General features: G+C 46.5%; 20 protein-coding genes. 8 read left to right on the forward strand and 12 right to left on the reverse strand.

Features of this window, described 5'->3' with window-relative positions:
• Positions 1-76: 76 nt before the first annotated feature.
• Both AC5JL3_RS04325 and AC5JL3_RS04330 read left to right on the forward strand, forming a co-directional pair.
• The gene (locus tag AC5JL3_RS04325; protein WP_496073299.1) at positions 77-1,384 is read left to right on the forward strand and encodes an arsenic transporter; all 1,308 of its coding nucleotides are present in this window, start codon (positions 77-79) and stop codon (positions 1,382-1,384) included.
• A 359-nt stretch (positions 1,385-1,743) separates the two neighbouring features.
• A complete protein-coding gene (locus tag AC5JL3_RS04330) occupies positions 1,744-3,660 on the forward strand; it encodes a PAS domain-containing sensor histidine kinase (protein ID WP_496073300.1) in 1,917 nt (638 codons plus the stop codon).
• Positions 3,661-3,675: 15 nt separating this feature from the next.
• Here AC5JL3_RS04330 and AC5JL3_RS04335 read toward each other — a convergent pair whose 3' ends face one another.
• The 5 genes from AC5JL3_RS04335 to AC5JL3_RS04355 all read right to left on the reverse strand — a co-directional run bounded on the left by AC5JL3_RS04335 (position 3,676) and on the right by AC5JL3_RS04355 (position 8,029).
• Complete coding sequence (locus AC5JL3_RS04335; protein WP_496073301.1) at positions 3,676-3,858, reverse strand: hypothetical protein; 183 nt, start codon at positions 3,856-3,858, stop codon at positions 3,676-3,678.
• A gap of 61 nt (positions 3,859-3,919) precedes the next feature.
• Complete coding sequence (locus tag AC5JL3_RS04340) at positions 3,920-4,426, reverse strand: hypothetical protein (protein WP_496073302.1); 507 nt, start codon at positions 4,424-4,426, stop codon at positions 3,920-3,922.
• Positions 4,399-5,322 (reverse strand): protein translocase subunit SecF, encoded by a 924-nt coding sequence (gene secF / locus AC5JL3_RS04345; RefSeq protein ID WP_496073303.1) that lies wholly within the window; start codon positions 5,320-5,322, stop codon positions 4,399-4,401. The genes AC5JL3_RS04340 and secF overlap by 28 nt, the downstream gene beginning before the upstream one ends.
• Before the next feature lie 14 nt (positions 5,323-5,336).
• Positions 5,337-6,740 (reverse strand): protein translocase subunit SecD, encoded by a 1,404-nt coding sequence (gene secD / locus AC5JL3_RS04350; protein WP_496073304.1) that lies wholly within the window; start codon positions 6,738-6,740, stop codon positions 5,337-5,339.
• A gap of 305 nt (positions 6,741-7,045) precedes the next feature.
• The gene (locus AC5JL3_RS04355; RefSeq protein WP_496073305.1) at positions 7,046-8,029 is read right to left on the reverse strand and encodes an alpha-ketoacid dehydrogenase subunit beta; all 984 of its coding nucleotides are present in this window, start codon (positions 8,027-8,029) and stop codon (positions 7,046-7,048) included.
• Positions 8,030-8,613: 584 nt separating this feature from the next.
• Between AC5JL3_RS04355 and dnaK the strand changes: the two genes are divergently transcribed.
• The 3 genes from dnaK (at position 8,614) to AC5JL3_RS04370 (ending at position 12,029) form a co-directional block, all read left to right on the forward strand.
• Positions 8,614-10,722: a molecular chaperone DnaK gene (gene dnaK, locus AC5JL3_RS04360; RefSeq protein ID WP_496073306.1), complete on the forward strand. Its 2,109-nt coding sequence runs from the start codon at positions 8,614-8,616 to the stop codon at positions 10,720-10,722.
• Between the two features lie 139 nt (positions 10,723-10,861).
• Positions 10,862-11,878: a DnaJ C-terminal domain-containing protein gene (locus AC5JL3_RS04365; protein ID WP_496073307.1), complete on the forward strand. Its 1,017-nt coding sequence runs from the start codon at positions 10,862-10,864 to the stop codon at positions 11,876-11,878.
• 7 nt (positions 11,879-11,885) lie between these two features.
• On the forward strand, positions 11,886-12,029 hold the full coding sequence (locus AC5JL3_RS04370; RefSeq protein ID WP_496073308.1) for a hypothetical protein: 144 nt from the start codon (positions 11,886-11,888) through the stop codon (positions 12,027-12,029).
• A 318-nt stretch (positions 12,030-12,347) separates the two neighbouring features.
• Here AC5JL3_RS04370 and AC5JL3_RS04375 read toward each other — a convergent pair whose 3' ends face one another.
• On the reverse strand, positions 12,348-13,676 hold the full coding sequence (locus AC5JL3_RS04375; RefSeq protein WP_496073309.1) for an IS1634 family transposase: 1,329 nt from the start codon (positions 13,674-13,676) through the stop codon (positions 12,348-12,350).
• A gap of 221 nt (positions 13,677-13,897) precedes the next feature.
• Between AC5JL3_RS04375 and AC5JL3_RS04380 the strand changes: the two genes are divergently transcribed.
• Positions 13,898-14,041 (forward strand): hypothetical protein, encoded by a 144-nt coding sequence (locus AC5JL3_RS04380; RefSeq protein WP_496073310.1) that lies wholly within the window; start codon positions 13,898-13,900, stop codon positions 14,039-14,041.
• Positions 14,042-14,086: 45 nt separating this feature from the next.
• On the opposite strand, the gene AC5JL3_RS04385 is transcribed toward AC5JL3_RS04380, so the two are convergent.
• Complete coding sequence (locus AC5JL3_RS04385; protein WP_496073311.1) at positions 14,087-15,049, reverse strand: hypothetical protein; 963 nt, start codon at positions 15,047-15,049, stop codon at positions 14,087-14,089.
• Positions 15,050-15,183: 134 nt separating this feature from the next.
• A complete protein-coding gene (locus AC5JL3_RS04390; RefSeq protein ID WP_496073312.1) occupies positions 15,184-15,558 on the reverse strand; it encodes a DUF1257 domain-containing protein in 375 nt (124 codons plus the stop codon).
• A gap of 215 nt (positions 15,559-15,773) precedes the next feature.
• Between AC5JL3_RS04390 and AC5JL3_RS04395 the strand changes: the two genes are divergently transcribed.
• Entirely contained in the window at positions 15,774-15,947 is a 174-nt protein-coding gene (locus AC5JL3_RS04395) for a hypothetical protein (RefSeq protein ID WP_496073313.1), read from the forward strand.
• Between the two features lie 72 nt (positions 15,948-16,019).
• On the opposite strand, the gene AC5JL3_RS04400 is transcribed toward AC5JL3_RS04395, so the two are convergent.
• The 3 genes from AC5JL3_RS04400 to AC5JL3_RS04410 all read right to left on the reverse strand — a co-directional run bounded on the left by AC5JL3_RS04400 (position 16,020) and on the right by AC5JL3_RS04410 (position 18,339).
• Entirely contained in the window at positions 16,020-16,475 is a 456-nt protein-coding gene (locus AC5JL3_RS04400) for a hypothetical protein (RefSeq protein WP_496073314.1), read from the reverse strand.
• Between the two features lie 75 nt (positions 16,476-16,550).
• Positions 16,551-18,149, reverse strand: coding sequence for an AAA family ATPase (locus tag AC5JL3_RS04405; protein ID WP_496073315.1), 1,599 nt, complete (start codon positions 18,147-18,149; stop codon positions 16,551-16,553).
• The gene (locus AC5JL3_RS04410; protein ID WP_496073316.1) at positions 18,127-18,339 is read right to left on the reverse strand and encodes a hypothetical protein; all 213 of its coding nucleotides are present in this window, start codon (positions 18,337-18,339) and stop codon (positions 18,127-18,129) included. The genes AC5JL3_RS04405 and AC5JL3_RS04410 overlap by 23 nt, the downstream gene beginning before the upstream one ends.
• Positions 18,340-18,425: 86 nt before the next feature.
• On the opposite strand from AC5JL3_RS04410, the gene AC5JL3_RS04415 reads away from it, so the two are divergent.
• Complete coding sequence (locus tag AC5JL3_RS04415; RefSeq protein ID WP_496073317.1) at positions 18,426-19,028, forward strand: Uma2 family endonuclease; 603 nt, start codon at positions 18,426-18,428, stop codon at positions 19,026-19,028.
• Positions 19,029-19,157: 129 nt separating this feature from the next.
• On the opposite strand, the gene AC5JL3_RS04420 is transcribed toward AC5JL3_RS04415, so the two are convergent.
• Positions 19,158-20,378, reverse strand: a complete 1,221-nt coding sequence (locus AC5JL3_RS04420; RefSeq protein WP_496073318.1) for an acetate kinase — start codon at positions 20,376-20,378, stop codon at positions 19,158-19,160.
• Between the last annotated feature and the right edge of the window lie 117 nt (positions 20,379-20,495).

The raw sequence follows: 20,495 nt of genomic DNA on the forward strand, positions 1-20,495 counted from the left end.
TACAGACTGCCTTTGAGATAGATCCCGTACAATAAACTGGTTCTATTGCCTCCGAAGAGAGAATTTAAGCTTCCTAGTGGCGATCGCAATTTTTCTTCTCACTCTTATCCTGGTTATCTGGCAGCCGCGAGGACTGGGGATTGGATTTAGTGCTATTGGTGGGGCGCTGCTTGCCCTTGCCACGGGTGTTGTTACGTTGCAGGCTGTCCCAACAGTTTGGGCAATTGTCTGGAATGCGACATTTACCTTAGTTGCTTTGGTGATTATTTCCCTCATCCTGGATGAAGCCGGTTTTTTCCGCTGGTTGGCATTGATTTTGGCTCGTTGGGGGGTTGGGAATGGGCGTCTACTGTTCTTCTTAGTAGTATTGCTGGGAGCCTTGGTGACAGCCTTGTTTACCAATGATGGAACTGCCCTGATCTGGACAGCTACAGTAATGGAACTGCTGCTACTACTGGGGTTTAACCCAAAAGCAACGTTTGCGTTTGTCTTCGCTACGGGGTTTATTGCCGACGCGACAAGCTTACCCTTGCCAGTTAGTAATCTCGTCAATATCATTGCGGCTGACTATTTCAATATTTCTTTTTTGCGCTACGTTTTGGTGATGGTGCCGATCAATTTCGTTGCGATCGCATCCAGTTTAGCTGTTCTTTGGTTCTACTTTGACCGTCATATCCCACTCACCTATGATTCCGCTTGTTTGCCGCCACCACGGGAGGTAATTCGCGATCCCCTCGTCTGTCAGTGGAGCTTTGCGATTTTAGGGTTACTCTTAATTGGCTACTTTTTTGCGGAACCGTTGGGTGTGCCCGTTTCCTGTATTGCCGGAATTGGGGCATTGGTAATGCTGGCCTTAGCAGGGCGTTGGTTTCATAAAGATGCGATCCCCATCATTCCCATCCGTAAGATTTTGCAGGAAGCCCCTTGGCAGGTGATTTTATTTAGCTTAGGGATGTATCTGGTTGTCATCGGCTTGCGTAATGCTGGAATAACAGCGCTATTGAGTCAGTGTTTAGAATTCCTCTCAAGTTGGGGGCTAACGCTTGCCGCGACTGGAACTGGTGTTCTGGCAACTCTGCTTTCTGGGGTGATGAATAATCTGCCAACGGTATTACTCAACTCTCTAGCGATTCAAGATGTCTCTGGAGGCGATCGCATTCTTCAAGAAATCATGGTGTACGCGAATATAATTGGTTGTAATATAGGAGCAAAAATTACACCGCTCGGTAGCCTATCAACACTGCTCTGGCTGGATGTTCTAGCGCGTAAAGGATTTCGGATTAGTGCCTTTCAATACATTCCTATCGCTCTCATCCTAACCATTCCTGTTTTGTTTATTAGCTTGCTCAGTTTAGCGATTTGGCTTCCCTGGATCATTGCCTAATTGTCTTGTACATCTAGGGTAGACGTGATATCTTCTGGTCTCTAAGCAATATTAATAACAATTTAAGAAAGATAAAGTAGTATAAATTTATCAAGGAAACTAGACATAGGGTTTAAACTAGCAATAAAGATTTAAAAGTTTCATTACTATTAGGGTGTATCTGCTTACCTCTCAACAATAGCTTCTGAGCTAGCACGGCGTAATATTTTGTTATGCCAGTTGCTTTCTCAAAAGCACTTTTCGACTACCCCGCGCCTTGGCTTTTGTAGACTTAGCCTAAAAACTAGGTCTTTTAGAGTCTCCTTGTCGCTCTCAAAACGCTAGAGAGGAGTTGAGCCAATAAACTAGGTGAATGATCAATGGTAACCAAAGTGGCAGAAAGCCCAACCACTAAGCGAAAGAGAGAAAAAACTGAACCCGAACACTTTCTTGAGGGTGCGCTGGAGAAGTTCTTCAACCTGACGCTAGATATGTTTTTCATCGTGGGGGTTGATGGCTATTTCAAGCAACTCAACCCGATGTGCGAGAAAACACTGGGTTACACCACTGAGGAACTAAGAGGTCAACCGTGGGTTGAGTTTGTTCATCCAGAAGACCAACAATCAACCCGTGATCAGTTACACAAGCTTGCCACAGAAACTTGCCCAGTACAGTTTGAAAATCGCTACCGTTGCCAAGATGGTTCCTATAAGTGGCTGTCGTGGAACGTCACGCTATGCCAAGAACACGAATTAATCTACGCAGTTGCTCGTGATAATACCGAGCATAAACAAGCAGAAGCTGCTAGAGCAGAAACTGAAGAGAGCTTTCGCTTATTGGTAGAGGGCGTTAACGACTACGCCATTTTCATGCTTGATTCCCAAGGTTATGTGGTTAGCTGGAACTCAGGTGCCGAGCGCACTAAGCAGTATTCCGCTTTAGAAATCATTGGTCAGCATGTCTCCTGCTTTTATTCAAACGAGGATATAAAGCTAGGCAAACCGCAGCAAGGATTAGACATTGCAGCACGTCAGGGTCGCTTTGAAGAAGAAGGTTGGCGAGTACGCAAAGATGGCTCGAAGTTCTTGGCAAATGTTGTCACTACCGCCTTACATGCAGAGGACGGACAGCTAAGTGGTTTTGCCAGAGTGACACGGGATATTACGGAACGCAAGCTTGCTGAAGATGCGTTGCAAAAGGCGAATGACGAGTTAGAAAAACGGGTTGAGGAGCGAACCGCTGAACTGATAGAGACGAATGAGCTTCTCAAGCAGAAGATTACTGAACATAAGCGCACTGAGATGGCTTTACGCCGTTCAGAAGCGCGCTTGAAAAACCAAGCTGAGCAATTGGAGATTGAAACGCGAAACGCTACGTCTCTTTTGCAAGAACTTCAGCGCACTCAAGCTCAGTTAATTCAAACAGAAAAAATGTCAAGTCTGGGGCAACTCGTCGCTGGTGTTGCTCACGAAATCAACAATCCTGTTGGTTTTATCTATGGCAACATCGACTATGCGACTTGCTACATCAAAGACTTGATGCGCTTAATGAAGCTCTATTCCCATTACTACCCAGAGCCACTGCCTCAAATCCAGTCGGAGATGAATGCCATTGACTTCGATTTCCTAATGGCAGATATGCCAAAACTCCTGGCTTCGATGAAGGTAGGAGCAACCCGGATTCGCCAAATTGTTCTGTCATTGCAGAACTTTTTAAGGGCTGAGCAAGTCGAGATGACACCCGTAGATATCCATGACGGGCTTGAAAGTACACTCTTAATTTTGCAGAACCGCTTGAAAGCAACAGACCAGCATCCGGAAATTACACTTCTCAAAGAGTACGGAATCCTGCCACTGGTGGAATGTTATGCGGGACAAATCAATCAAGTATTCATGAATCTCCTCACTAATGCCATTGATGTGTTGGAGGGGTCACCAGAACTCCGCGATATGTCGCGTTGCATCACAATCAAGACTGGCGTTCAGGATATGCGGAGAGAGTATGCCGGAAACAGCACGGAGGAAAAAGTTCCTCATGCTGTAATCCGGATTGCTGACACAGGCCCAGGAATGAGCGAGAACGTTTGCCGTAAGTTATTTGACCCATTCTTTACGACAAAACCAGTGGGCAAAGGCACTGGCTTAGGCTTATCCATTAGTTACCAAATCATTGTGGAAAAGCACGGCGGTCAGTTAACTTGTGTTTCCGAACCTGGAAAAGGGGCAGAGTTCTTAATCGCAATTCCAATCAGGCAGCGTAAGTCCTCATCAGAATTATCTGAGTCTGAGTGTGACTGAGGGTATTAAGCCATGTCAACACCCTAGTTCTATGCCATCTGAGGCTGGTATATTCATTGCTTGCTGCGCTACTACTGAGGGCGAGGAGGCAGCCTGTTCGATTTGAGCCAAAAGCGTTTGCGCCTCTAGGTCGCCCTTATTGGCTTGCTGTTTGAGGTAGCGCTTCAGTTCATCGGCTAGGTTTGTTGGGATATACATTGGGCTTTTTCTGTTTTAAACTTCAGCCGCTTCTAGCTGAAAGCTGAAAGCTTTTCCTTGCTCAAGGTTTACCAATCCACTTCCATAAGGGGTGACTTGGTCCTTGCTGAGAAATTCGACGTACTTGTTGCTCTAGACGGTGTTGTTCTTGGGGTGGTAGTCCCCATATTACATTCCGACTTTGCCAAACTAAGACAGCGACAGTCATACCAATACAGAAAGCAAGACCGAGTGCAGGTATGCGGTTGTAGACAATTGCGTAGCGTAGGGCTGCCCAGGTAAAATGCGATCGCATCAACGAAAGTTCATACTGCCACCCCCACAAACTTAATGGCGCAAGCGTTAGCCAGAGGATGCCAACCAGCAACCAACGACCGTAGACGGTTAGCTTATGTAACCGTTTTACCTGTGCCTTAAAGGTAGGGTCAAGGTCTGGGTGGGTAGTTTGAGGCATCTCGGTGTCTGGCTGATCCATTTTTGCGGTTAAGTCTGGCGAGGGCAGTGCATATCCTCTAAGCAGTTGGGCAGCAATCAACAAAATCAGGCTTTGGCAGTGCGTTTTCTCCACCAGGCAAGTAGTGTGCTGGCGATGAAAATACTCGAATAAGCACCGGCTGTAAATCCAACAATTAGACACAGGGCGAAGTTTTTCAGCGTTTCACCGCCAAACAGGAAGATAGAGAACAATGTCAGCAGCACCGTCAACGTAGTGTTAATCGACCGAGTTAGAGTTTGATTTACAGCATCATCAACAACTTGGTCAATGTTCTGCTCTGGATTCAGGCTGATTACCTCCCGCACTCGGTCGTAAATGACAACCGTATCATTGACCGAGAAACCAATAATCGTCAGGATACCAACAACGAAGAGACTATCGATTTCAACACCTTGCACTAAACCCAAGATGGAAAATATCCCAAGTGTAATAATGACATCGTGGAATAGGGCAACAAAGGCGAAAAATGCATAGTCTAACTGGAATCGGAAGGTTAGGTAGACGAGGATACCCGCGAAAGAAAGAATAATCGCCAGTAAGCCAGACGAAAACAACTGCCGACCTAAGGTTGGACCAACTGTATCTATCTGAGTGGCTTGAGGATCAAATGCACCAACTTTTTCGCTTAGGGTATTTCGTAGTTGGGTGCGTTCCTCACCATTAAGTGTCTTGGTGCGAATCGTCAGCGCTTGTTGTTTTTCGCCCAACACTTGGATGCTGCTACCACCTAAGCCCTGCTGGGCCATTACATCCCGAACAGTTGCCACATCAATCGGTTTGTCACAGTTACCAGGTTTTGTGCAATCCAGTTCAAATTGCAGCCTTGTACCACCAACAAAATCTAGACCTAGACGTAAAGGTGTTCCCAGTGTAGCTGTGGAAATCACCATGCTGATGATACCCGCAAGGATGATAGTGGCAGAAACCGTCCACCAAAGCGATCGCTGTTTGATTACATTGAGTTTCATCTTGACCCCTTCACCTATGACTTAACTGACGCTGGTGGGTTGGGAACAAAGAGTTCAGGCTTCTGACGCAATCCTGGAAATCCCAGAACCACAAGTAGCAGGAAGGTGCGACTACAGGTAAGCGCAGTAAACATACTCACCGCTACTCCCAAACCGAGTGTTAGGGCAAAACCCTTGACTAAACCTGAACCCAACCAAAACAGCGCTGTACAAGCAATCACTGTGGTCACGTTACCATCCAAAATACTCGAAAATGCCCGGTAAAAACCTGATTCTACAGAACGATAGAGTGTCTTTCCCGATCTTAATTCTTCTCGTGTTCGCTCAAAAATCAGCACGTTGGCATCAACCGCCATACCAATGCTGAGGATGAATCCCGCAATTCCTGGCAGAGTTAAAGTAACTCCTAATAGAGCAAAAGACGCGATTGTCAGCACTGAGTAGATAACCAGTGAAACATCAGCAATCAAACCGGGTAACCGATAGTAGACAGCCATGAATATCAAGACCAAGACCAAACCACCGATGCCAGCATAGATACTGCGTTGAATACTATCTCGCCCTAACGTTGCACCGACAGTGCGGTTCTCCACAATCTCCACTGGTACAGGTAGTGCGCCTCCTCGCAACTGTACAGCTAACTCGTTAGCTGTTTGAACCGTAAAGTTTCCAGTAATTACAGCATTTCCACCCGTAATGCCATTTGCGGCAAATTCTGGCCCAACTGTAGGCGAGCTAATCAGAGCATTATCAAGGAAAATACCAATGCTGCGACCCGTTCCTGCCAAGTTTTTAGTTAGCTGAGCAAAGCCTTCCGCGCCTGCTGGGTCAAATCGGAGAGTTACTTCCCAGGCATTATCGCCTTGAGCGGGTTGGGTGCCAGCATCTTTAAGATTTTTTCCTGTAAGTTTGGCAGGTTCAAATAGCTTGATGATTGCTTCGTTACTGCTTTGGAGTTCTTCTTGATTAGCGGCGATCGCGTTTTGATCACCTGCCTGTCTCAGTTGTTCCTGTCTCAGTAATTTCTCCTGTTGCACCTGCCTTTCTATTCCCAATTGCGCCTCGGTTCCAGGTTTTTGTTCCCGAAACTCTAGCTGTGCTGTTCCCCCCAGCACTCGTTCTGCCTGTTGCGGGTCATTCACCCCTGGCAGTTGCACCAAGATTTGATCAGAACCGACCGTTTGTACCACGGGTTCTGAAACCCCAAGTCCGTTGACTCGATTTTCAACGACACTAAGAACAGCTTCGAGTTCCTTTGACGTGATTTGTTTAATGTCTTCTGTTGTCTTTACCTGAATAGTCAGTTGCGCTCCTCCCTGTAAGTCCAGTCCCAACTGGATGGGAATCTTGACCAGCACTGTGACCGCTGCTATTACAAGGACTAGGATAAAGGCTAATAATAAACGCTGTTTTTGCATAACTCCGACTCGCCGCAACAAGTGATATGATATCTCTTTTGCAGATGCCCCTACCTTTTGAGCAATGTCCTTAGTCGCTGGCGAACTATTAACCTTGGCAAAGCAGGGGAAGAGGTGCAGTAGGGAAAAAGCCTTCCCATTTCATTGTTGAAACAAGTCTAAACTTCCTCCAAGAGCTACCTTTTGCACCTCTAGCTTCCTTTGAATGCGCGATGTGCAACTCCTAAAAAAGACTTTTGAAACCCCTAGGGTTAATCCATTCCAACCAATCGCCTTTCTTTCGCTAGAAAATGAGCGATCGCAACTTAAACTCGCAACGCGACCATTTTTTGTACAGCCTCCACAATCTGTTGAGGTTGCACAATCGTCAGGTTCTCCAAAACCCCGTTATACGGCGTTGGAATATCTTGAGATGACAGTCGCAGTACGGGTGCATCCAGTTCATCAAATAATCGATCATTAATTGAAGCGGTTAATTCTGCACCAATCCCACCCGTCTTCATACACTCCTCAACGATAATGACTCGGTGAGTTTTGCGAATAGAAGCACCAATCGTGTCAAAGTCTAGAGGCTTGATGGAAATCAGGTCAATGACCTCCGGGTCAAATCCCTCTTTCTCCAACTGCTTCACCGCTTGCATGGCATGGTGACGCATCCGGGAATAGGTCAGAATTGTGACATCTTTACCCGTTCGTACTACTTCCGCTTTATCAAGGGGTAGTACGTACTCCTCTTCTGGCAGGTCTTCTTTGAGGTTGTAGAGAAGAACGTGTTCAAAGAACAAAACAGGATTATCGTCACGAATCGCCGCCTTAAGCAGCCCCTTGGCGTTATAGGGAGTGGAACAGGTGACAATTTTTAAACCTGGAACCGCTTGAAAGTAAGCTTCTAGTCGCTGTGAGTGTTCTGCACCCAACTGACGCCCAACACCACCGGGTCCTCGAATCACCAAGGGGATTTTGAAATTACCACCGGAGGTATAGCGTAGCATTCCAGCATTGTTGGAAATTTGGTTGAAGGCAAGGAGCAAAAAGCCCATGTTCATGCCTTCGATAATTGGTCGTAAACCTGTCATTGCTGCACCGACTGCCATGCCAGTGAAGCTATTTTCAGCGATCGGGGTATCGAGAACCCGCAGATCACCGTATTTTTTATACAAATCTCTTGTAACTTTGTAGGAGCCGCCGTAGTGACCAACGTCCTCCCCCAGAACAAATACCGCCTCATCGCGTGCCATTTCTTCATCAATGGCTTCACGCAGCGCGTTGAAGAAAAGTGTTTCTGCCATCAATCCCTAACCAAATGGGGCAAATGCCATCCTAACATTGCCTTAGCCAGGGAAAAGAAGATTTTGTTACCAGTTCTCATCGCTCCTCGAAGAGTGCATCATTCCAGGGAATGCCGCACACTCTCTTAGCATGAATGGCGTTGACTTAATAAATTCAGTTGCAACCAACCGACCCTTGCGCGGGGGGTTTGGGGGAGACGCTTGTCCCCCAATGGGGGGTTTGGGGGGCAACGTCCCCCAATCCGGGTTCTTCTACAAACGACTAGTTTTCGCTCAAGGAGAGTGACTTCCTCTTAGCACTCAGATGCCTTACGCTAAGCAATTATACTAATTGCGACTAGTTAGCTGAGGCGATTGGCTGGCTAGTTTAGGCGATCGCATCAACAGGGAGGCAACTGCTGCACGATAGAATATGTTCAGAACTTCCGTGTACGGCTCTTTAATCAGCTAACAGTGAGGAGTGATTTGTGATTAAGCCTTTGGGCAATCGCACGCAAGGAAAAACCCTCTTGTCAGCAGTATATAGGAAAATTTAAGTCGAAAAGCTGAGTTAGCACTTCACGAGAGAGGAGATAAAATCACGCATGGGCAAGGTAGTCGGCATTGACCTGGGTACAACAAACTCCGTGGTGGCTGTCATGGAGGGTGGCAAGCCGGTTGTAATTGCCAATGCAGAAGGAATGCGGACAACGCCTTCCGTGGTTGGCTTCAGTAAGGACGGAGAACAGCTTGTTGGACAAATGGCACGCCGCCAAGCGGTACTCAACCCCCAGAATACGTTTTATGGGGTCAAGCGGTTCATTGGGCGCAAGTATACAGAACTGAGTGCAGATTCTAAGCGCGTTGCCTACACGGTTCGTCGAGATGACACTGGTAACATCAAAATTAAGTGTCCTCGTTTGAAGAAGGACTTTGCCCCTGAAGAAATTGCGGCAATGGTGTTGCGAAAGCTAGCAGATGAGGCAGGTCGCTATCTAGGACAACCCGTGACAGGTGCGGTAATTACGGTTCCCGCTTACTTTAATGATTCTCAGCGACAGGCAACCAAAGATGCGGGACGGATTGCGGGTTTAGAGGTCTTACGGATACTCAATGAACCAACGGCAGCATCTTTGGCGTATGGATTAGACCGCCAAGAGAGCGAGACAATCTTGGTATTTGACTTAGGAGGTGGTACGTTTGATGTCTCTATCCTCGAAGTTGGGGATGGAGTATTTGAGGTCAAAGCAACGAGTGGTGATACTCAACTCGGTGGGAATGATTTTGACCAAAAAATTGTTGACTGGTTGGCAGAGCAATTTTTGGAAACAGAAGGGGTCGATTTAAGACGCGATCGCCAAGCCTTACAACGTCTCTTTGAAGCGGCGGAAAGAGCGAAAATTGAACTTTCAGGGGTCGGTGTCAGTGACATCAATTTACCCTTTATTACCGCGACAGAGGATGGTCCAAAGCATCTAGAAACACGCCTGACTCGCCCTCAATTTGAGGGATTATGTGCTGATCTAATCAACCGCTTGCGTAGACCGTTAAAACGTGCATTGGGAGACGCAGGCTTAAGTCCAGTTCAAATTGATGAAATTGTTTTAGTCGGTGGCTCAACACGTATCCCACTCGTCCAACAACTGGTGCGAAGCTTAATAGATAAGGAGCCAAATCAGAACGTTAATCCTGATGAAGTGGTGGCAGTAGGAGCGGCAATTCAAGCAGGCATTCTCACCAGTGAAGTGAAGGATGTGCTGTTGTTGGATGTGTCACCGTTGTCCTTAGGATTAGAAACCATCGGTGGTGTAACTAAAAAGCTTATCCCCCGTAACACCACAATCCCGGTACGGCGTTCTGATATATTTTCCACGGCTGAAAACAATCAGACGCTTGTGGAGATTCATGTCCTGCAAGGCGAACGGGATATGGCGGCGGATAACAAGTCACTCGGTCGGTTTAAGCTCACGGGTATTCCTCCAGCGCCAAGGGGTGTGCCTCAAATCCAGGTAGCGTTTGATATTGATGCGAATGGGATTTTGCAGGTTACAGCGTTAGATCGGACAACGGGTCGAGAACAAAGTGTCACGATTCAAGGCGCTTCTACTCTTAGTGACTCAGAAGTGAACCAGATGATTCGTGAAGCGGAGCAATTTGCCCAAACCGATAGGGAACGGCGGGAGCGGGTGGAGAAGCGTAACCGTGCTGAGACACTAGCAAATGACGCAGAACGGCAACTCAAAGAGGTGACTCTAGATTTCGGTTCGCAGTTTGCTAGTGGTTATCGACGTCGGATTGAAGCGTTGGCGGCTGAACTCCGTGAGGCGATCAAACGTGATGATGAGCGTAGTATTGATCGGGCACAATCTGATCTTCAGGATGCCGTGTATGAGCTGAAGCGCGAGGTGCGGATGCAATACGCGGATGATGAGGATGATGACTTCTTTGGCTCGATTCGTCGTACCTTTACGGGAGAGAGTGATAGTGACCGATATCGCGATGATCGGCGTGACTCTTCTCGTGATTCCTACCGTGACTCCTCTCGTGATTCTTACCGTGACTCTTCTCGTGATTCCTACCGTGACTCTTCTCGTGACTCTTCTCGTGATTCTTACCGTGACCCTTACGATGCTGGCGGTCGTTCATCACGACCTCAACCGCGTCGTGCGCCACTACAAAATGATTGGGATGATGATGACGATGATTGGTTCTAACCACAATTAGCTGTTAAAGCTTTTTTTGAGAAAGTCGTTTAAGGGAGCTAATCTAAAGTTCATCACGTTTCTCGCCCCAAACCAACCTTTGGCAACGAAGAGCTAGCCGCTAATTAAAGGATCGATAAACACTATCTCTATGCAAAACTTTCGGGACTATTATGAGATTTTGGGGGTGCCCATAGAGGCATCCAATGAAGAAATTAAAAAGGTTTATCGGCGGCTGGCTCGGCAGTATCACCCTGATCTAAATCCGGGAGACAAAGAAGCAGAAGAGAAGTTCAAGGATATCGGTGAGGCGTATGAGGTTCTCTCCGACCCAAATAAGCGATCGCAATACGACCAGTTCAGCCGCTTTTTGAGGAAAAAAGGTTTCAAAAAAGGCTCTAAAGTACCAAACTTTAGAACAACAGGCGATAATGACGGAACATTCCGCAATCGCAATGGTGGTCGTAGCTCTACCCAAGAAGTTGATTTCAGTCAGTTTGGAGACTTTAATAGCTTTGTTGACCAACTGCTAGGACGCCGTAACGCGGCAAGGGCAGCAACAGAACCGGAACGTTCTAGTGTCCGAGTCAACACATCAGATGCCTTCCGACCAGGAACAACAAAAACGGCTTACACCATTAATCCTCGTGCCGATCGCAAAGATATCGAGGCACGACTAACGCTGCCTTTAGAAAAAGCCTATGAAGGAGGGCGAGAGAGAATCCGCCTAGAAGACGGGCGGTCTTTGGAAATTGATTTACCTCCTGCAATGGTGACAGGTCAGCGTGTGCGGCTTAAGGGGCAGGGCATCGCGGGTGGCAACCTCTACCTGAGAATTACAGTTGCTCCCCATTCCTTCTTCAAACTAGAGGGTTCAGATATCTTCTGTCAGTTGCCAGTAACTCCCAGTGAGGCGGTGCTAGGTAGCGCAATCGAAGTGCCAACCCTGGATGGCAGAGTGAAAATGACTGTTCCGAATGGAGTCCGGTCAGGGCAACGACTCCGACTTGCGGGTAAAGGCTACCCCAGCACCACTGGAAGCAGAGGCGATCAGCTAGTCGAAATCCAAATCACCGTTCCCAGAGACCCTAGTCCCCAAGCACGAGAACTCTACGAAAAACTGCGGCAGATTGAAAACTTCAACCCTCGTCTTGATTTGCCAGTTTAATTGAATCTTGTGCCGCTATCAGAGTGTTGATACGGCTAGAGGATTAGTGATTGGGGATTGGGGAAACTTGCTGGAAAGCGATCGCTACTCCCAAGCTGAATTACTTTGCATTCAGCAATATAGTCAAGGGCGCACAGCCGTGCGGCTTTAACTGTATTGTTTAATCCCCCATTCCGCACCCTCAACTGTCACAGAGCGGCAAGGGCTGGTAGCAGTGACTAGATGCCACAATTTTTAAGTAGAAATACTCGATTTCGCTGATGACAATGATCATCGAAATCAGGGGAGAGGGGTGAGCGACACTCGCCCCTCCCCCACCCTGTCGATTACAGGATAAAGAGAAGTCAAAGTTGACAGGAAGAGTCAAAAAATCAAGGAATAAAGGTTGACTGGCATAAGAGATAGTTGAGATGAGCCAACAATCTTTTAACTCACTTGACAAGAATCCAACTGAAACTGAATGATTGACTCATGAGGTTGAGAGTAATAAATAGTAAGCGCGACAGGAAGCGGGAAAAAACCTTAAAATATCTAAGCGCTCCTGGGTCAGATTAGAAATTTGTTTGACCGTAGCAATCCGCAGGAAATGAACCGACTGAAAGCATTGAAAAATCCAACGTAAAGTGGGATTGATGGTGGGTTGACCCAACTGATTTTTCAAGGTGGAGTTGGATTGCTGCAACTGGGAACGGAGATATCGTTGACCCAAAGTATAGACCAACAAACACAACCCCATTACTAAAGCCAAAGCCTCAATTCTTTCGGGAGATTTGAGAAAAACACTATCGGCAAAAAATAAAGGGTCTTTCAGAAAAGCAAAACCTCTCTCGGAAGATTGCTGTTCCTTGTACTTGGCAATCATTTCATCACAGCTAAGCTGGTCAAGATCTAAAACATTGGTAGCCAGTATGAATCGTCCCGCTGCTAGAGTCTGTCTAGCAATGGCACCAGCATCCGGTTCCAGTTGTGCTTGAATTTTATAAACCTGTTGAGAGGATTCAGCTCTAGAAAAGGAATTAGCCTCAGATTCAGATTCACAGAGAACTGACACTATCTGAATCTGTGTTAAGTTGTGATATTTAAGTTGTTTAGATAACCGACTGGCAGCCGCCAGCGCATCGGGTTGACAAGCGAATTCTTGAGCAGCTAACTCCCGCAATTTTTTTTTAGCTTCTTGATGCGCTTTGGTGATATTTTTTTCCAGTTGGCGCAAGTCTGAGATTCGACGGCTTTCGCTCTCTACAACCAACCACCGTTGGCGAACTCCACCATAATTACTGGTATGAGCTGCCCAACGATATCCAGCAATTGTACTTTCAACGAAGTCTTTAGAGTTCAGTTGCTCTATCAGTTGCTTGGCTTGAGAAAGAGTTAGGGGAACTCGGCATAACCATCTTAAGCTAGCCATCTGCTCGATGTTAGGGGCTGTATATAAAGCACTGTCAGCCACCATCAAAGCATCCAGTTCTAGCTGCTTTTTAAACTCCCTAAAAATTTGGGCAAAGGCGGCTGAATCTGATTCATTGCCAGAAGCGACCCGTAAAAACAACGGCACATCTCCATCGCCACTACAAATTAGGTTTAAGATGAACTGCTTTAAATCAGGACGATGGTCACGGGAATAACCGTAAGTAATTCTAATCGGTATCGGAGCTGTTTTGGGGCTACTAACTATTTCTCCCGGTTTTTCCCCTACTAGCTGGTTGATTTGCTCTACTATTCCTATCTCATCTATTAGACCCGCAACTAAGCCAAGATGGTCTAGATTTTGTACGGAAATTTCTGGTACGGAACTCATCGACTCTTCGAGGAATCAACCCCTGCCACTCAACGGGTAGAGTCTATTATTTCATTACTATTGTCTGGCTCAAAAAATAGCGCAGCTTTTTTGAGCCAGCTTCTCAGCGAATGATTATCACCCCTCCCCCCTGATTTCGATGATCATTGTCATCAGCAAGATTGAGTATTTCTACTTAAAAATTTGGGCATCTAGTCACTGCCACCAGCCCTTGCCGCCCTGTGACAGTTGAGGGTGCGGAATGGGGGTTTAATGAAAACTTGATTCAGTTTGTTTTTGAGGGAGAGTTAAAGGCGATCGCACTCTTCAATTTGAACATCGCACTTCGGAAGAAACGCGCTAGCGTTAGCGAAGCGAGGCGTTAGCCTAGCATCCCGCTCTTGGTTATCGCTCCTACACAGATGGACTAACTATCCAAAACCCTTCAGCAGGCAGTTGTGCTTCTTCGCCTGAGCGGATTGGGCTTGAGTTTGGGTTTGGGGCTGGGAAGCAGAAGCCACTCCTACTCCCGAAAGCGGGTGTGTGCTAACGACTTTCCAGACAGCATCCTGAATGATACTAACTAACTCAGGATTGTTCACCTTGTAAGGGCTTGCGGTCAACCCTTTTGGGTTTTCCTTGAATAGCGTTGCATAGAACGTAGACCCCACAATGTAGGAACCTACATCGTTAAAGTGAATGCCGTCAGAATAGACTTGCGTGATGTTTGTATATCCTGGTACCTGACCCGCTTTTATCCGTTGGTTCAGTTCATACAGAACATCACCCACTGGCACCATGAAAATACGATCTTGTGTCTTGGGGTACGCTTTTCTCAACTCGGAAGTCAGCTTCTCAAAATAGTCCCGCGACTCTTCTGTGCCATTCCCTTCACTCGTATACTTCCTAAGCCATTTCTCGTCAAAATCAAGACTGCCATTTTCATTGCGGCGAGGCCAGCGAGAGTAGACATAGATGCGAAGGTTGGGGCTTTTTGGTAAGGCTAGGTTGATGTAGTTCTTTGCCATCGCCAAATCTCCGTCGTTGCTGTCAAGCTGGCGGTCAAATGGCTGGAGGGTAAGGACATCCCATTGGTAATTTGGCAAAGCGTTCGGGTAGTAGCCAAAAGGTTCTTCGCAGAAGCCGTCGGCTGGATGTTCCCAAATCCAAGCCAAAGGTGCCCCAGGAATCATGTGCCTACCAAAAACATACTGATGTCCCCGACTCTCTACCAACTGGCGAAGAGCATTGTAGTTGATAGTATCTGTGACGCTGTTGCCAATATGATAAACGCGAAGCGTCTGGGCGCTATGTGCAGCAAAGTTAAGTAGAACCACCGTCAAGATTGCTAACAAGCCTACTGTGAGCATCCTTACAACTCTTCGATAAGACATGAAAGCATTCTCCTAGGGTGAAAAGGAAACAATGAGGAATCTCCGCTTCCGTTTTGTTGGCATAACGGCGGTTAGTTTAGCGTCGATGCTTAGTGTGGTTTAGCTATGCAAGGAGTGTTAGCGTAGCTTTCGCCTTACACCCACCGTCCTACAACTACCCGCACCGTTCCATCTTCCAGGGTTTCTTCCTCTTCAACATTAAAACCCTGCTCCTGCACCGATGTCATCAGCATTTTATGAGCATACTTCTGCATAATTGAATTTACAAAAGCCTGCTGATCTATCTTCGCTCCCCAAAAATCTGCAACTAGCTCGTAAGTTTCACCATTGCGGCGAAAACCCAAATCATAGCCATTGTCTTGCCGGATGACGTACTCAGCGTTTGTTTTATTCCCTGCGTAGCCTCGGACTTTTTTGTTGTACTCTAACGTGTATCCCAATTCCTGCAATGTCTGCTGTAGGATTTCACCATTTTTGATTTGAACTTTGATTGTGGTGAAATGAGACATGAAATTTTTCTCCTTAGTTATGTTGTTATTAGCTGCCTAAAATTGACCTCTCCCCCAACTGCTCCTGCTCTTGACTGAGGAGTCTAGCTCTCCTTTCCTTCGCAAGGGTTGCGGTACTGGGGGAAGTCTTAACTTCTTCTAAACCCACCAGGCAATTACTACTCTAATCGTGCCATCTTCTAACGTTTTTCCTCCTCAACTGTAACGAAGTGACTATGGTATTAGTTGTCGCAGACGGTTGTACCCTAGTGTTGGGGTTCACGACCAAGATTCAGACGTTCGTAGCCTCATGCGATCGCGTCTTTACGGTCATCGACGAGCCGCCTGCGATCGCGGACGAGCCTGATGCGCGATCACTTCCTGTCTATCCCCGCACACTAGCCCTTTGAGACGTGAGCTTTGAGTACAACTCTGGGCAACCCTACTGTAAAACCAAGTCGGCAGTAGGTATGTCATCCGGCTTAATTGTTATAAGTCACCGTCCAGTTTTGAGGTTGTTTAAGCTGTCCTAGTAATCCCTTAGTAGTTGACAACAAAGTTGTGCGAGTTCTCAAAGGATATCTCGTTAGGGCGTATCCAGGTGGGGCGTCTATTCCTTCAAAATGTTGATGGGGATTAGTATATTTGGCTCTTTGACAGTAATTGCCTACACCCTTGATTGTTAGGAGGACTGGCTCAGACCGATTGCATTTCTCAAAAGGAAGCGGAAAAATTCCATAGACTTGATGCCGACCCAACCACGGCTTAACAACTACTTTGAGAGCAGGAACGGTAGTAGTGGGACGGTTAGATGCTAGATATCCTAATCCAGTACACCGACCATCCAGTGGTTCCTGTAGGCGATGAACTAACTGGGTGATACCCACCATTGTAAGTAGAACAATGGTAAAGAAAAGTTGACCTTTTCGTAAGTTCAATCTCAACCTTTGTTTCATACCTTGTTTTAGTTCAAAGTTGATATACGGGGAATGGGGAATGGGGAATTGATAAATTTAATCGACTTCGAGAGGGCCGATGCCTCGTTGCTGAGTGTAGCGTTTCAACTCATCCACTAGCTGGGTATCATTGGAGGCTGTTCTTGCACCTGCTTCGGCTGCCCAGTGTTTCAAATCTTCAATTTGTTCGCGTGCGATCGCAGCTATTGGTACTGTCTCCTCTATGGCCCGTAAAATATCTGTTATCACCAAGTCCCGTCTGTTACCTGACTCTGTTCGCTCAAAAAAGGCTCGGTGCATTGCATCCACCACTACCTGCTCAATCTCTGCGCCACTAAAGTCTTTCGCTGTTTTTGCCAACAGTGCCATATCGAACTCCCGCAATCGAGAAGGACGCAATCGTTGCAAATGTACTTTAAATATCTCCTGTCGCTCACTTTCTGTCGGTAAATTCAAAAAGAAGATTTCATCAAATCGTCCTTTCCGTAGTAATTCAGCAGGCAAAATTCGTACATTATTCGCCGTTGCCACAAGAAATACAGGTGTTGTTTTCTCCTGCATCCAAGTGATCAAACTGCCAAACACGCGGCGAGATGTGCCAGAGTCGCCATCAACACCACTGGCAAGATTGCCAAACGCTTTATCAATTTCATCAATCCACAAGACACAGGGTGCCATGGCTTCTGCTAATTGAATCATCTGCCTGACTCGGCTTTCACTTTCCCCGACAATGCCACCAAATAACCGCCCTGTATCCAGTCGCAATAGGGGCAATCGCCACTCATTAGCAATGGTTTTGGCACTTAGGGATTTACCTGTACCTTGAATTCCCACGAGCAACACACCTTTGGGGTTAGGAATGCCGTATTGTCTCGCTTCTTCCGTAAACGCATCCGATCGCATTCTTACCCATTGCTTCAAGTTTTCCAACCCACCGACATTCTTGAGCGATTCATGAGTTGTAAAGAACTCTAAAATGCCTGTCTGACGAATTGTTTGTTTTTTCTCTTCTAATACTTGGTCAATATCAGTCTCATCCACTTGTTGTTTTGCGGCAAGGGCAAGGGCAAGTACCCGCCGAATTCGCTCCCGGCTTAATCCTTGGCAAGCTTTAATCAGTTGTTCGAGGGCAAGTCCCGTAAGTTTGAGTTTTTCCGAGACTACCAGTTGCTCAAGTAAGTAATTAATTTCCTGTACATTGGGTAGGGGAAAATCAATGACTGTCACTTCTTCGCTTAGCTCAGCCGGAAGTTCTAAGGTATGACTAGTGAGAATTAGGGTTTTACGACTGCGTTTGAGTTCCCGTATGAGGTTTTTCAACTCTCGAACTACAGGCGCGTTGCGATCGCTATGGGGATTTTTCAGCAAAAAGTGCAAATCTCGTAGTACAAAAATTGTACCTTCGGTTGTCGAGGTCTTGGCAATCCGGTTCAGCGCTCCCATCACTGAACCTTTATCAGCACCGTTGTCATCCCAACCGCGCACAATGTCCCATAGTAATAGCTTACGTTCCGGCTCTGACATCAGTGCGACTTCGAGCAATACATCTTCAACTGGCTCTTCTTCCACGCCAACGATGTACAGTAGCGGGTAACGTGCCCGCAGCATTAAATCTAGCTGTTGCACTAGGGCACTATGGGGACTCATTGAGGACATTGGACTTGTCGTGTTGGTGGATAGGTGAGCCAGAAGCGATCGCGTTTTGACGAAAATCGGTTACTAAAGTTATGGGACACTTGAGTTGATGTGTACCTAGCTCGATTGTACTGAAGTCAAGCAAGCGTCTATTATCTCCAACTACTAAATAGCGATAACTGTTCTTCTCCAAACACTCGCTCTTGCTCATTTAGTTGCATCACTCTCCGCTTCAGATTGGATAAATTCTAAGCATTCTGTACTGTCTCCACTCTTCAACAAAATGAGGAAAAAAACATGACGACGCTATTAATTCAAACCGAAAGCGTCCCGCTGATGGTGAATTTTCCTGCTATAAAATCGATGAGTATTGAACAGTTCTATGAATTCTGTCAAGCGAATCGCGATTTTAGAATTGAGCGTACTGCTAGTGGAGAAGTTATCATTATGCCACCAGCTTTTTCAGATATAGGCAATCGAAACATTAAAATTGCTCAGCAACTTGCAAACTGGGCAGATTACGATGGAACAGGTGAAACGTTTGACTCTAGTACAAGCTTTACCCTGCCTAATGGGGCAACCCGCTCTCCTGATGCTTCCTGGATTAAACTAGAGCGTTGGTATGCTTTAAGTAAAGAACAACAAGCCTCATTTGCTCCAATTTGTCCAGATTTTGTGATTGAGTTACGCTATAGGAGCGATACTCTTAGAGGATTGCAAGACAAAATGCAGGAATATATTGATAACGGTGCATTACTCGGATTGTTGATTGATCGTAAAATCCGAAAAGTATATATATACCGTCCTCATCAAGAACCTGAGATTTTAGATAATCCCGAAGTCGTGTGTGCTGATCCAGAGCTTCCAGGATTTATCTTGCGGATGGCAACAATCTGGTGATTAATAATATTTTGCCTGAAATAAGTTTTGGAGTGAGCAGCTTTACTAGCGTTCTTATATGAGCAATCAGTCATGAGGAATTGACAACAGTTGAGGGTTAACTGTCAACACAAAGTGACTAAATTTAAATTATCTAGCAAGCTCCTTGAACAACTGCCAACATTCCTTTGCGATCGCCCAATCTTCTTCTGTATGTATAACCACGACTGGGATGGTGGAGTCGGTTGCGGCTATATCTTCATCTACAGGAGAGGCTTGATTTTTCGCTTGGTCAAGTTTTAGTCCGAGAAATCCAAAGCCTTCAACGGCAGCAGCGCGTACAGGTGCAGAATTTTCCCCAACACCACCAGTAAAGATGAGTGCGTCTAAGCCTCCAAGAGAGGCAAGCATTGCACCAATATGCGATCGCAAGCGATGGACATACACATCAAATGCTAGCTGTGCGCGGGAGTTTCCCTCTTCAATGGATTGCTTGATTTGGCGCATATCACCACTAACGCCAGAAAGTCCTTTTAACCCAGACTGCTTGTTGAGGATATTGTCCAACTGCTCAGCGTCATAGCCTTGCCGAATCAGGTGAATCAGGATACTGGGGTCAACTGAACCAGAGCGAGTACCCATCATCAACCCTTCTAAGGGTGTATAACCCATTGTTGTATCAATACAGACACCGTTACGAACAGCGGCGAGTGAGCAACCATTACCTAAATGGCAGCTAATGATTCGTAGGGAGTCTAAAGGTTTACCTAACAGTTGAGCTGCTCGTTGTACACAATATTGATGACTAATTCCGTGAAATCCGTAGCGGCGAATCCCTTGCTCAAACCATGCATAGGGGCCAGGGTAAACGGCGGCTGAGAGCGGCAATTGGCTGTGGAAGGCTGTATCAAATACTGCCACTTGCGGCACTTGTGCCAATATTTGTTCAATCGCTTCAATTCCTTCTAGGTTAATTGGATTATGGGCGGGAGCAAGCTCTGCTAGCTGTTGGATGGCGGCTTTCACATCCGGTGTAACGAGTGTTGCCTCAGTGTATTCTTGTCCTCCGTGAACAATCCGATGTCCAACAATATCAATGTCACTCAGTTGAGTAATCACCTGAGTGCTACCGCGCCAGAGGGTATTGAGCATATAAGCGATCGCTTTTTGTCGCTCATCCACTGGTCGTTCTTCTTCTAAGGACGCACCTAGAGAGGTTTTCACCTGGAAAACAGCTACATCTGATTTCCCTGTCCAGTCGATTTTTGCCTCCCATAGTGGTGCTATGGCAGCATCCGGAAGAGAATCATCCAACTGGTAAAGGCAACTCTTTTGGCTACTTGACCCCGCATTCAGCACCAAGATTTTCATTAAAATCCCTTGAATTCTTCTAACGCTTGTAAAGAGAGATTGAGCAGCAGGTTAAGGCTCCACTTTCAACATCAGGACAAGCTGCCTTGTGATAGCTCCGTGAACAATTTACTGCCC

Source organism: Symplocastrum torsivum (assembly GCF_059505465.1).